Annotated in this window: 14 protein-coding genes; 2 read left to right on the forward strand and 12 right to left on the reverse strand. The window is 36.3% G+C overall.

Annotated elements, in window-relative coordinates:
• Positions 1-23: 23 nt before the first annotated feature.
• The 5 genes from QE109_RS04535 to QE109_RS04555 form a co-directional block, all read right to left on the reverse strand.
• Positions 24-932 carry a helix-turn-helix domain-containing protein gene (locus tag QE109_RS04535; RefSeq protein WP_281093215.1) on the reverse strand — a complete coding sequence of 303 codons (909 nt, stop codon included), beginning with the start codon at positions 930-932 and terminating at the stop codon, positions 24-26.
• 143 nt (positions 933-1,075) lie between these two features.
• Complete coding sequence (locus tag QE109_RS04540) at positions 1,076-1,621, reverse strand: hydrolase (protein ID WP_281093216.1); 546 nt, start codon at positions 1,619-1,621, stop codon at positions 1,076-1,078.
• 136 nt (positions 1,622-1,757) lie between these two features.
• Positions 1,758-3,761 (reverse strand): methyl-accepting chemotaxis protein, encoded by a 2,004-nt coding sequence (locus QE109_RS04545; RefSeq protein ID WP_281093217.1) that lies wholly within the window; start codon positions 3,759-3,761, stop codon positions 1,758-1,760.
• A gap of 274 nt (positions 3,762-4,035) precedes the next feature.
• On the reverse strand, positions 4,036-4,230 hold the full coding sequence (locus QE109_RS04550; RefSeq protein WP_281093218.1) for a YwbE family protein: 195 nt from the start codon (positions 4,228-4,230) through the stop codon (positions 4,036-4,038).
• Positions 4,231-4,267: 37 nt separating this feature from the next.
• A complete protein-coding gene (locus QE109_RS04555; RefSeq protein WP_281093219.1) occupies positions 4,268-5,728 on the reverse strand; it encodes a DEAD/DEAH box helicase in 1,461 nt (486 codons plus the stop codon).
• A 334-nt stretch (positions 5,729-6,062) separates the two neighbouring features.
• On the opposite strand from QE109_RS04555, the gene QE109_RS04560 reads away from it, so the two are divergent.
• Together QE109_RS04560 and QE109_RS04565 are read left to right on the forward strand one after the other, a co-directional pair.
• Complete coding sequence (locus QE109_RS04560) at positions 6,063-6,797, forward strand: DUF2087 domain-containing protein (RefSeq protein ID WP_281093220.1); 735 nt, start codon at positions 6,063-6,065, stop codon at positions 6,795-6,797.
• Positions 6,798-6,808: 11 nt separating this feature from the next.
• Positions 6,809-7,375, forward strand: coding sequence for a GNAT family N-acetyltransferase (locus QE109_RS04565; RefSeq protein WP_281093221.1), 567 nt, complete (start codon positions 6,809-6,811; stop codon positions 7,373-7,375).
• 14 nt (positions 7,376-7,389) lie between these two features.
• Here the strand turns inward: QE109_RS04565 and QE109_RS04570 are convergent, their stop codons facing one another.
• The 7 genes from QE109_RS04570 to QE109_RS04600 all read right to left on the reverse strand — a co-directional run bounded on the left by QE109_RS04570 (position 7,390) and on the right by QE109_RS04600 (position 11,297).
• The gene (locus QE109_RS04570) at positions 7,390-7,950 is read right to left on the reverse strand and encodes a GNAT family N-acetyltransferase (RefSeq protein WP_281093222.1); all 561 of its coding nucleotides are present in this window, start codon (positions 7,948-7,950) and stop codon (positions 7,390-7,392) included.
• A 74-nt stretch (positions 7,951-8,024) separates the two neighbouring features.
• The gene (locus tag QE109_RS04575) at positions 8,025-8,468 is read right to left on the reverse strand and encodes a helix-turn-helix domain-containing protein (protein ID WP_281093223.1); all 444 of its coding nucleotides are present in this window, start codon (positions 8,466-8,468) and stop codon (positions 8,025-8,027) included.
• 110 nt (positions 8,469-8,578) lie between these two features.
• Positions 8,579-9,034, reverse strand: a complete 456-nt coding sequence (locus QE109_RS04580) for an SRPBCC family protein (protein WP_281093224.1) — start codon at positions 9,032-9,034, stop codon at positions 8,579-8,581.
• Between the two features lie 45 nt (positions 9,035-9,079).
• Positions 9,080-9,568, reverse strand: a complete 489-nt coding sequence (locus QE109_RS04585) for a hypothetical protein (RefSeq protein WP_281093225.1) — start codon at positions 9,566-9,568, stop codon at positions 9,080-9,082.
• Between the two features lie 88 nt (positions 9,569-9,656).
• On the reverse strand, positions 9,657-10,241 hold the full coding sequence (locus QE109_RS04590; RefSeq protein ID WP_281093227.1) for an AAA family ATPase: 585 nt from the start codon (positions 10,239-10,241) through the stop codon (positions 9,657-9,659).
• A gap of 93 nt (positions 10,242-10,334) precedes the next feature.
• A complete protein-coding gene (locus QE109_RS04595) occupies positions 10,335-10,730 on the reverse strand; it encodes a VOC family protein (RefSeq protein WP_281093228.1) in 396 nt (131 codons plus the stop codon).
• A 135-nt stretch (positions 10,731-10,865) separates the two neighbouring features.
• Complete coding sequence (locus QE109_RS04600) at positions 10,866-11,297, reverse strand: hypothetical protein (protein ID WP_281093229.1); 432 nt, start codon at positions 11,295-11,297, stop codon at positions 10,866-10,868.
• Positions 11,298-12,057 lie beyond the last annotated feature (760 nt).

The raw sequence follows: 12,057 nt of genomic DNA on the forward strand, positions 1-12,057 counted from the left end.
CTAATCTAGCTCTTTGTTTCATCTCATGCATATTTACTATTAATATAATCTTGTATAAAATCAATTTTTTTTAAATCTTGATAATCTTTTTGAGAATCAATAATTTTTCCAAAAACGAGAAATAAATCAATAAAATGATTTTTTGCTACGTTGTCCCCTTTAATAAAGTAAAACTTTGCTAATAAAAAATAGGTTATATATATTCTACTAAGTTTATTACATTTTAGCTGAAAAGCTTTAAATTCAAGTAAGGCTTTCTCTAATTCAATAAGTTCCTTTTGTTCTATAAAACTATAAAAATAATTTATGGCGATTGAAATATAGATTTCTTTAAAAGCATTTATTTTTCTTTTTTTATGTACTTCATTATATAATGCGGCTAGTAATTGATCACCTTTTTCGTTTTTTTGAGTATTATAATAATAAAGCATCAATAAATTATAAAGTTTAGTCAATGGTAATGAAAACAGCTCAATTTTGTCAAATTGATCCAATTTTCCATCTAGCTTTTCAATCCCCCTTTTTATGAAAAAAAATGTGCTGTCATAGTCATGGGTTTTGAAGAGTTCATATATTGCAAAATTGAAATCTATTTCTCCAGACCATGTCTTCGTTTGAAAATTTGGATCATCTTTTACAAAGTTAGTTAGTTGATATAATTTTTCAAGCTCTTTATTAAACCGAAATACTTCGAATTGATCAATCACTTTTTTTGCAAAATCAGGGTTTTCGCAAGATATATACGGCAAATACTCATATAAATCCAAATCCAATTTATAACCAATTTTAGACAATACCGAGACTGAAGGGTTTCTCTCACCTTTTTCTATAAGGTAAATAAACTTCTCAGAACATATATTCTCAGCTAATGCTTTAACCGACATCTGTTTGTCTGTACGAATTTTTTTAATTAACGTGCCTAAATTTCTCATAATTAATAACTTTCTTTCATACTATTTTCCATCTTTTCAACAACTCCAATTATACAAATTTATTTAGTACTTTCATAGTGAACAATTGTTCAAAACTTTGAATTAAAAAACCCTAAGTTTTCACTTAGGGTTAACAATACAAATTATGGTCTAAATGTCTTAAGCGCATCTAAGGTCTGCTGAACTAAGTCGTTAAGTTCCCAGCCTAACATGTTTGCACCATTTTCGATAACATCCCTTGAACAACCTGCTGCAAAGGATTTACTTTTAAATTTTTTCATCACTGATTTAAGCTCTAAATCTTGAACACTCTTTGAGGGTCTCATAATCACTGCAGCGCCAATCAGTCCAGTAAGTTCATCTACTGCATAGAGTACTTTCTCCATCTGATGTTCTGGTTTGATGTCTACACAGATGCCATAACCATGACTGGCAGTGGCACGGATGAGGCGTTCATCAAGTCCTCTTTCTCTCATAATCTCTTGTGACTTGATACAGTGTTGATCGGGAAACTTACCAAAATCAAGATCATGCAATAAGCCTACTGTTCCCCAAAAATCCTCATCTTCTCCATAACCCAATTTTCTAGCGAAATACTTCATCGTCTCTTCAACAATCTGAGCATGTTCAAGGTGAAACGGGTCATCGTTGAATTCGGTTAAAAGTTCCCATGCTTCGTTTCTTGTCATATAAAGCCTCCTAGTCCATATTTAGTTTCATCATAAATTGCTAATCTGTTTTATCAGATTATACTACAAATAGCATAATAACAAAACCCCAGGAAAAAGACCTGGGGTTTGGCTATAAATACTATAGGTAAAACATTTAAACTTTAAAACGTCCCATCTCATCAGATAGTTTACTGATTTCTTCGTTTAAGGTTTCAATCGCTTGTCCAATCTCTGTTACACGAGAATACTGTTCTTCAGTTGAAGCGTTGATCTCTTCAGTTGAAGCAGCTGACTGCTCACTAATAGCCGCCATGGATTCTAGAGAAGCAATCAAATCGTTTTTAAGTGTCTCAATTTGCCTAGTTTCTTCTATAAACACACGGATGATACTGCCGACATTGTTAACGCTTCCGTCAATGTTATCAAATACTACCACAGTTTCATCTAAGTTTAGTTGCGCAGTTCTAACTGAACTTTGCGTCATATCAACTGTTTTGCTCGTATTGTCTACTACAGATACGATCTTCGCGATGATACTATTGATCTCTTGAGCAGACTTAGATGACTGTTCTGCTAATTTTCTAATCTCATCTGCAACAACTGCAAAGCCTCTTCCAGCTTCACCTGCACGTGCGGCTTCGATTGAAGCATTAAGTGCTAGGAGGTTCGTCTGTTCAGAGATGCCTCTAATGGTATCTACGATGTTTTCAATTTCCTTAGAGCTCGTGGTTAACGTGCCTACGTTATCAGCAACTTCACCAGTGTTTTTAACGGTCTCTTGGAAAACATCTTTCAAATTCATAATTTTATCTCTACCGTTCTGATTATTAGTTACCATCTCATCAGAAACGGTTTTAACTTCATTTAGCTTTTCAAAAATCTGGTTTATACTAGTGCCAAGTGATTGGCCCGTTATCAACCTATCGTTGACATTAGAAGCCATCTCAGTAGAACCATGTGCGATTTCTTCAATCGCCTTTGTTACTTCGTTACTTGAGTTCATCAGACCATCGACGTTTTCGTTAATTCTCTCTGATGAATTTGCAACTGACTGAATACCATTTGCAGTTTCCATGATTAACCGCTTCACATTTGCTGTCATCTTCTCAAAGTCAGCAGATAATGCACCGATTTCATCTTTAGAGTGATAATCTATCGCTACAGTGAAATTTCCATCACCCACTTGTGACATACTATGTTGAATTTTCTCAAGTGGTTTAGAAACCCATTTACCAATAATTGTTTGTATGATAATGATGAGTAAAACAATCGCTACAAAAATAATCACGACATTGTTGATGATGATCGATCTAACAATACTTTGAATTTGACTTCTTGGATAAGTCACAACTAGTGTTAAATCACCATATTTCTTCGATATCGCATAAGCTGAATCACCGCTATCGGTAATTGTCTCGATTTTCTCACCATTTGCCATGGTTTTATCTAACCAAGGGATATCAGAGCTAGGTTTCCCCACAAACTCAGCGTTAGCATGATTGATAATCACCCCAGAAGAATCCACGATCAGGCCATAACCGCCTTCACCGATAATCAATTTTTCAAGTGCATGCTGAATGTCTAACTTGTTTAAAAGTTCAGTGATGGCAGTTGGTTCTATACCAATCTGGACCACTCCAGGTTCGTCTATCCTAGCTACGCCAATATACTGGAACAAAACATTATCAGTACCCCTCGGTGATGGCTCTTGCGCAAGTGCAGCATCTCTTTTACCAATCAAATCAACAAAAGGTAATGTTTGTTCTGAGGTGTTAAAGTCAAACCCATAAAATCCAGTGATGTTACCATAGAGTAGCACGCCTTTTCCATCTGTTACATGGATCTCAGAAACACCAAGTTGGTCAGCAAGTGCAACCATCTTGTTCGTCTCGAGCATAGTAGGATCAATCTGGATCATTTTAGCAATTGATCTTGCAAGAGCGATGTTTTTCTCGTTGATAGCATCTTTAGTAATCTGGATTGTTTCACTTGCAGATAAAATCTGACCTTCTATGTTTGATAATTGATCAATCAATTGCAGGGACACAACTGATTCTATGGAAGTGCTGGTTTTTAAGATATTGAATCCACCTTGAAATACAATCGCCAAGACGATAATTAACCCCGTAATTAAAACAATTTTTCCTTTTAACTTCATATATAAACCACCTTTCTTTACCTCTTACGGTATGTATGTGTTACTTAAGGTAGTGGTCTATAGGTATATATACCTTATATTTATAGGTCGAATCTTTTATATGCGTTTAAATAGTTATTTTTTTTAGGTTATCTCTTTTGATATCGTTAAGTGATTTTAAGTATTACACAATATCTTATTTTCTCACTATACTTTTGTCAACTTAAAAATTATCTTAGATAAAAAACGCTGTAGGGTCAACATACTCTATCGTAACCCTACAGCGCCTCACATTTTATAAAATTTGCTGCACCCTGCCTACTTGACCATCTTCAAGTCTAACTTTGATGCCATGTGGGTGAGTAGACGAATTGGTGAGCAGATCTTTGACCACACCTTCTGTTAAAGTGCCTGTTCTTTGATCTTTTTTTAGGATGATTTTGACCCTTAAACCGGGTTTGACATCGCTTCTGTTTTTTCCTGAACTCATGAATATACCTTCTTATCTATAATATGTTTTTGCTTGCCTATTCGTTTGCCTTGCTCACTTTTCTCAGGCGCCCTTTGATCATGGTATTTTGTAGCGTCTTGTACACACCTTCACCTTTGTGGTTGAGTATCTCTACAAACGTCGATACATCTACAATATTGATGATCCCGATATCGTCAGCCGTCATGCCCTCTATGCTACAGATCGCCCCTACCACATCACCTGCACGCATCTTGGTTTTCTTCCCTGCGTTGATGTGTAGCTTGAGGATCCCCGCATCTAGCGCAGCGCTTTTGTCTTCTTTCACCACGTGCTCACGGTCAAGTTTTTCCTCTAAATGTGGCTTTTGTGCCAACACCTGAGCACTTGTCGGAGGCGTTTTTAAAGTGATTTTTTCCTCTATTAAGGATTCTATGGACTTTAAAAGTCCAGTTTCGCTAGGTGATACAAACGCTATCGCCAAGCCTTCATCGCCCTTACGACCAGTTCTTCCAATACGGTGGACATAGATCTCAGGTTCTTCAGGTAACTCGTAATTCACCACCAGTGAGATGTTGTCGATATCGATGCCTCTTGCAGCGACATCTGTTGCGACAAGGTATCTAAACTGGCCTTTTCTAAAGCGGTTCATCACTTTGGTACGGTCATCTTGCTCCATACCACCATGTAGTTTATCACTTGGATACCCTTTCGCTCTTAGCGCATCACTTACTGTATCCACTTCGTTTCTCGTGTTACAGAAAATGATGCAAGTGTCTGGGTTCACGATCGTAGTGATGTCAAAGAGTAAGCTTAACTTCTGACCTTTTGTCACCTCGTAGATCGACTGATCAATCATAGGTTTTTTCACGTCTTGTTCCATCTCGATAAACACGGGATCTTTCATGTAGCGCTCACAGATACCAGCGATTTTCTCAGGCATGGTTGCTGATAAAAGTGTGGTCACGTGATCTTTTGGCAGTTCTCTGATGATGTCTTCGATCTGCTCAACAAAGCCCATGTTCAGCATCTCATCTGCTTCATCCAGTACAAAGTACTTGATGTTAGAAAGGTTAAGCGTCCCTCTATCAATATGATCTTGTACACGTCCAGGTGTTCCTACCACAACATGTACCTTTTCTTTTAATGTCTTGATCTGTGATCTAATCGGTGTCTTACCGTAGACAGCTACGACCTTCATGCGTTTAAATCTACCGATGTTAAACAGTTCTTCTTTTACTTGCTCCGCAAGCTCACGTGTCGGTGTAAGTACAAGCACTTGAGGCGCGTTGTCCTCCCAGTTCACTTGATGCAATATAGGAATCCCAAACGCAGCCGTCTTGCCACTTCCCGTTTGTGATTTGATGACTAAATCTTGGTTTTTAAGTAACTTAGGAATCACCCTTGCTTGTACCATCGTCGGATACTGATACCCAAGTAATTCTATGGACTTTAGAAGCGTCTCTTCTAGTCCCAATTCTGCAAACTTCATCTTATTCATATCTTCTCTTTTCTTCATGGACTTTCATCAATAATCTACGCACCATATGTGCACAGTTTTACCACAGTTAATTTGTGTCTTTAAGCAAGAATTATATCATACTTTGATGGATTAGCCTATGGGGGAGCGATTTTTGCGGTGTACTGCTCAAATATAAAATCAAACATATACAACTATAGTTTATATAATTAGCAAACAAATAATTATATCGTTTATTATTTTAATCATATTTGCTCGTTTTTTCATTGACGCTAGGTTTTGTTTTTTATATAATGAAGGTGTCACCACATGAACGTATCAAATCGATGAGTTGGGTTTAGAAGGAGTGACTTTGTTTTATAAGGAGGAAATGATGGATTTTATAACTTATGATATAGAACAGTTAAAAAAAGGCTATACTTATGACGCTGAGACCGAGACGTTTCACTGCCTGATCTGTGATCAGACTTATGAAAAGCATGAGATTTTCAAACTGGACGAACGATTCTTTGATGCCGAGGGCATGATGCAGCATCACATCAGAGAAAAACATGTAAGTGTACATCACTATCTACTGGGGCTTGATAAGAAAGTCACTGGTCTGACAGATCATCAGAAGAAGATGCTCATGAGCATCCAATCTGGTATGGCTGATAAAGAAGTGGCTGAACAGCTTAGCATATCGCCAAGTACCGTTAGGCATTTTAGGTTTACCATGAAGGAAAAGGCGCGCCAAGCCAAGGTGTTTATCGCTCTGTATGATCTGACTTTTCTAGAGCCACAGTCATTTGTGCCGGTGCACGCGCACGCCACCATGGTGGATGATCGCTATGTGACTACTGAGGATGAACAGGAAAAGATCCTTAAAAACCTGTTTGTATCACTAGAGCCGCTTAAGCTAAAGGTGTTCTCATCAAAAGAGAAGAAAAAGCTCGTCATCTTAAAGAAAATCGCCGAAAGCTTCACCCCTGGGCGGACTTATACAGAGATGGAAGTCAATGAACATCTAAAGGAAATCTACACCGATTTCGCCACCATCAGACGCTACCTTATCGAATATAGGTTTATGGCTAGGTCCAAAGATGGCATGTCATACTGGATCATATAATTGGAGGACTTATGGAAAGGTTAGAAGATTTCATCCCGCATTTAAAGCAGAAGCCAACTATCACTGAGACGCTTCGCTTTCGCAGGGCGACGCATGATGATATCGACACACTAAGGCACATCTCAAAAAGCTGGACGCAAAAAGAGCTCACCGAAGGTGAACCCTTTACTGAAGAAGGTTATCTCGCGAGTATAGAAGGGACAGACCTACCGCCCATCCCCACTGCTACTGTGGATCAGCAAGTTACCCTTATTATCGAATCCGTTATGCTAGATCGCCCAATAGGGTATACCGAGCTCTATCATGGTTATCCTGATGAAGATACTTTGTGGATCGGGATGTTTGTCATAGATGCAGATGATAGACGGCATGGGTTTGGTAAGACTGCTATCGAGGCGCTTACGCTACTTGCATCTGATTATCACCTAAAATTTATGGGCATCGGCGTAAGTCTTAAGAACTGGACTGGGCTTAAGTTTTGGCACAGTGTCGGTTTTAAAACACTCTTTAGTGTCCATGTGGATACGCCTTATGATGCGTCGAAGCATGGGCTTATTGGGATTTTGAAGGCGCTGTAGTGAAGTAATTACAATTAAACTACATCACTTAGCCAATACCAATAAAGTGCGACCTCGTTTTGTACGGTAGGAAATTGTTTGTAAAAACAATGGTCCATTCCGCCGATGATGAAACCGCACTTTTCATAAAACAGGCAAGCATCAACGTTGATGTTTTGAGTTTCCAGTGTTAATCCACCTAAACCTTTTTCAGTCGCCCACTCTTTCGCTTTGTCCATCAATGCTTTTCCGATGCCACATCCTTTGTACTGTATTTTGATGCGAATATCTTCTATAAAACCATACTTGTTCCAGTTTTCCTTGAGTATGATTTGACCTACAACTTCACCATCCTTATATGCGAAAAATACGATGCGCTTTTCAGAATCAACATACTTTGAAACATCAATTTCTTGCTCTTCATATTTTTTCTGCCATGGCTCGGATTTGATGAGCTTATATGAGATCGTGCCTTCATTAATTTGCAAATCAAGATAGCCATATACCGTGAATTCACTGTCAAAACTGTTGATGTGGCTTGTCGTATCTGCTTTCATGGGTAAGATGATTATATTTTGTAATGAGTGATTAGTCATATGCGCCCTCTTTAAATTTATTTCTTTTTGTACTTAATACTTAAAACTCTTATTAAATTAAGTACCCAATATAATTACTGGGTTCTTTTATTACCTTTAGTCATGTAGAATCCGACTATAAAAATACACGATATTGTTATCATTATCAAACCTACTTTGAAATCCCCCAAGATAAAAAAACGGATGGACGTTAATCCAATAGCAAGTGCCGTTAAAAGGATCACTTTGTAAATTTCAGTGAAGCTATTACTATTGTTATTGCTTGCGCTTTTATTATGGGTCTCCTCATCTGGATTATGCTTCACGATGTTGGAATCAACCCTCTCATCTTTCATCAGATAATCTAGAGAAACCTCAAAGTACTTAGAGACTTCGATGAGTTTATCCATCTCAGGATAGGATTGATTGAGCTCCCACTTTGAGACGGCCTGTCTGGATACGTTCATAACCTCTGCAAATTGTTCTTGTGATATAGATTTCTCTTTTCTCAACAACTGTAACTTTTCACCAAATGTCATAATGGCACCTCCAACTTAGTATATAACCATCATATGCCGCTTGGCAAATACATCCACCAATCATAGGTTGAACTTTCGCAACTTTTGGTTGCAAATGGTTAAAATCTAGCTTAGATTTTCTTCATCCACTCAAATACACTTGACCAAGCACGCTCAAAATAGGAATATACAGCATCCCATTTTTCACCTTCAGGCCAACCGAGATGAATTAGCTCCACTTCTGTTGATTGCTCCTTAAGTGGTTTCATATTGATTACGACCCATGTTTTATACGCATGATTACGAATCTCTTCATGAATAGGCGGTGCGTTCCAAGTAAATGAGAGCATCTCATGAGGAATAAACGATAACACTTGGCAAGTCTCACTGCCTCTCAGTCCCTCTGGTGCAGTGGAATCAAAATAGATTTCATATTTACCAAATGGCGTCATCTCAATAAGTGTTTCTGTTCCAAACAATTTCTGAGTGCCTTCGTTTGTTGACCAAAGTTTCCAAACTTCATCAACACTGAGGGATAAAGTGGCTTTTCTGATGATTTTTTTATCCGTGATTGATAGTTGATCCATATTGATACTCCTCTCATGGTTAATTACTCTATTTAATAACTCTAGCTAATCTCTATTATTTTTCATTTCTTGATATTTAGGGTCATTTGCGCTGATTAGATAATTCTTGCTCTTCAAATTGTCAATTTGTTTCGTTCTTTCTCGTTCTTCAAAAGCGTTCTTCTGTTGGTTTTCTCTCTTAACTTCATTTTGATTGGCTACACTAAAGCTATTATAACCTTCATTTGCTTCAAGTGGTATGTAAGTTATAGTGCTATGTTTGAAAATCTTAGAGATTAGTCGATAAGGCCAATAGCTGATAAATGAAGATACTTGTGAGCTAATGATCGTAAACACAGGCATAATCAAACCATAAAATAGTATGATCCAGCCTCTTGGTAAATATCCTCTGCCTAGGAAAAGATTTAAGTTAAAAAATGGGGTAAATGAAAATAGTAGTAATATCCAGTTGAAGATGCAACCGAAAATACCAAGGTATGGAAATAATCTCATGTAGCTTTGTAGTGAAAGTGCTCTTGCATTTACTTTTTCCATGGAGCCTCCTAGAATTATTTTTTTAATGAATTCATATTATCCCAACTAAAAAATTAATTGGCTTCAGAATATCTAACTATCTGCTTCGTTATCTACGCATTTTTATAGCTTCTATAATTTTCTCCAGATTGTGTTTCACTGGTAATGTTCCATCTATAACTATAACCGGACAAACAAGTTTCATTACACTTTCTTCAACTACTTTTAAATCGCGAGCTTTTACTACTTTGCGGAATTCCATTTGCTGTTCAAACATATCGCCACCATCAAGAACTCTTGCTCCAAACCTTTTTTCTTCCCTAGCTTGAATTCTTTTCAATCTTTCTTCAAGTGGCGTCTGAACCCAAAATGCAATATCAATATGAGAGAGAATTTCATCACTCCAATTCATCGTAACCCCTGAAACAACAAACTTAGGATGAATCCTTATATCTTCCATAATTGCATATTCTACTTCACTCTTTGTTCTGGGATTAGAAAAAGGTAGTTTGGCTATATGCTCTGTATCATTTAGCCTAGTATTTTCTAGAGCCCAGATCCTTGATTCTCTTTGATCAGGAAAATAATAATCTTCCACATCCATCACAAAATAATCTATTTGTTTAGCTAACGCATGACTTAGAGTCGACTTCCCACCTCCATTCAAACCGAAAATAGCAATTCCACCATTCATATCTTATTACCCCACAAATTCAATTTATTACAAGAGAAAACTGTCAGACAAAATTCAGTAGCAAAAATAGTATATCTGCTGAAAACGCATCAATCACGGGATTTCAGTACTGGATGCTTCTAATTCCTTATTTACCATTTCTTTATATGCTTCCTCATAAGGTTCCCATAGCTCAACTACATTACCTAATACATCTTCAATTTGAGCAAATCTACCATACTCATAAGTCTTAATTTCCTGGATTACTTTGACACTTTTATTTACCAAAGTTTCCATAAATTCTTCAAGATTGTCTACTGTAAAATTGAGTGTTGTTTTTGCATTTTCTCTGTCATCATACGTGATGAGGGTAAATTGGTTTGGATACAAGAAATTTATACCATATTCAGACACATCAAGACCAAGCGTATCTCTATACCAATCCAACAATTTTTTATGCTCTCCGGTTGATTTTAAAAATACTCCACCTAAACCTGTAATCCTTGCCATAAACTGCTCTCCTTTCAAACAAAAAAACAAACATGTTGAAGCAAATTTATATTTGAGAAATTGAGATTATACGTGTTCCAATTAGAATTGCTATCCGAGAAAAAAATAATATTCATCTTGTTTGATCATTTCTTTTTATCTGTCCGATTTTTCTCTATTATTTTTCATATCTTGATATTCGGGATCACTTGCGCTAATTATGTAATTTTTATTTTTCAAGTTTTCAACGCGTTTTGTTCGATCTTTTTCATCAATTGTGCTCTTCTGAGTATAATCTCTTTTATAGCCATTTTGATTGTCTTCTTTAGTTAATGGATAGCCCTTACTTTTTGCAATTGCAATAACTAATAAATATAACCCACTAACTATCGCAAACAGAATAAAAAGAGTAAATCTCATATCGTTAGAAATACTATCAAATAATAAAATATATACGAGAATCAATCCAACAATCAGTACATCAAAAACAATATTCCACCATCTTGTAATTCGAATCCAAACAAACATCGTATATGCCATGACTGAAATAATTACTCTTGGCCAACTTGAATTAAGTGTATCTGCCATTATATATAATATTGTCACTATTATTAGTAATAAAATAGAGATAATTCTATTTGATTTATTCATTGTTCATACCTCAAATTGATAAATAGATGCTATGAGTATGTGTTAGTCTAATGACAAAGTTTGTTTTATCTTATATAATACTGAACTTTTCCTTAATGATTTTACTAACTATTATTCCTTATTAAATTTTATGTACTTGATTAATAACATCATGAAAAATCCTATTCCTGTAGAATAAGCAGGTCCATTATTCACATCGAACTTAGTAAAAATCATCACACTTAGAACGAAACTTGTAATAATGATTATAAAATCAACCTTCGTTGTAGGAGTACTATACTTTATAAATCCTTTTATTTTCATAATATCCACCCTAACATTTGATCGTTAAAATGAAGTCTTCAATGATACCATGCTGACTGGCGCACTGGTTGAACGATTGGCCCATCAAGCACACATTCTTGATGTATCATTAGAGAAAATCTCACATTACAAAGACACTATTGCGTGGTTAAAAATACCGGAATATTTGGTCCGTTTTTCAACGGATTGATTGTATCAATTTTCGATTGACAATACCATTTAAAAAGATAACGAACTTCCAACTTCATTTAATAGTTACAGGCAACAATTTGGAAGTTCAAGGAATATGAAGTACAGAAGTTTTCTTATGACTGGTGTTTAATAAAAAAACAATCTGTACTTCCGAAAAGTTGCCTGGGAGTGTACCTAATGAAAAAGATCTATTTGATAGTAT

Source organism: Fusibacter bizertensis (assembly GCF_029914245.1).
GTDB classification, from domain to species: Bacteria; Bacillota; Clostridia; order Peptostreptococcales; family Acidaminobacteraceae; genus Fusibacter_C; species Fusibacter_C bizertensis.

What these genes read in the sequence shown, in the direction of transcription:
- QE109_RS04535 (WP_281093215.1), bottom strand. Translation starts at nt 932, where the DNA reads ATGAGAAATTTAGGCACGTTAATTAAAAAAATTCGTACAGACAAACAG.
- QE109_RS04540 (WP_281093216.1), bottom strand. Translation starts at nt 1,621, where the DNA reads ATGACAAGAAACGAAGCATGGGAACTTTTAACCGAATTCAACGATGAC.
- QE109_RS04545 (WP_281093217.1), bottom strand. Translation starts at nt 3,761, where the DNA reads ATGAAGTTAAAAGGAAAAATTGTTTTAATTACGGGGTTAATTATCGTC.
- QE109_RS04550 (WP_281093218.1), bottom strand. Translation starts at nt 4,230, where the DNA reads ATGAGTTCAGGAAAAAACAGAAGCGATGTCAAACCCGGTTTAAGGGTC.
- QE109_RS04555 (WP_281093219.1), bottom strand. Translation starts at nt 5,728, where the DNA reads ATGAAGAAAAGAGAAGATATGAATAAGATGAAGTTTGCAGAATTGGGA.
- QE109_RS04560 (WP_281093220.1), top strand. Translation starts at nt 6,063, where the DNA reads ATGGATTTTATAACTTATGATATAGAACAGTTAAAAAAAGGCTATACT.
- QE109_RS04565 (WP_281093221.1), top strand. Translation starts at nt 6,809, where the DNA reads ATGGAAAGGTTAGAAGATTTCATCCCGCATTTAAAGCAGAAGCCAACT.
- QE109_RS04570 (WP_281093222.1), bottom strand. Translation starts at nt 7,950, where the DNA reads ATGACTAATCACTCATTACAAAATATAATCATCTTACCCATGAAAGCA.
- QE109_RS04575 (WP_281093223.1), bottom strand. Translation starts at nt 8,468, where the DNA reads ATGACATTTGGTGAAAAGTTACAGTTGTTGAGAAAAGAGAAATCTATA.
- QE109_RS04580 (WP_281093224.1), bottom strand. Translation starts at nt 9,034, where the DNA reads ATGGATCAACTATCAATCACGGATAAAAAAATCATCAGAAAAGCCACT.
- QE109_RS04585 (WP_281093225.1), bottom strand. Translation starts at nt 9,568, where the DNA reads ATGGAAAAAGTAAATGCAAGAGCACTTTCACTACAAAGCTACATGAGA.
- QE109_RS04590 (WP_281093227.1), bottom strand. Translation starts at nt 10,241, where the DNA reads ATGAATGGTGGAATTGCTATTTTCGGTTTGAATGGAGGTGGGAAGTCG.
- QE109_RS04595 (WP_281093228.1), bottom strand. Translation starts at nt 10,730, where the DNA reads ATGGCAAGGATTACAGGTTTAGGTGGAGTATTTTTAAAATCAACCGGA.
- QE109_RS04600 (WP_281093229.1), bottom strand. Translation starts at nt 11,297, where the DNA reads ATGGCAGATACACTTAATTCAAGTTGGCCAAGAGTAATTATTTCAGTC.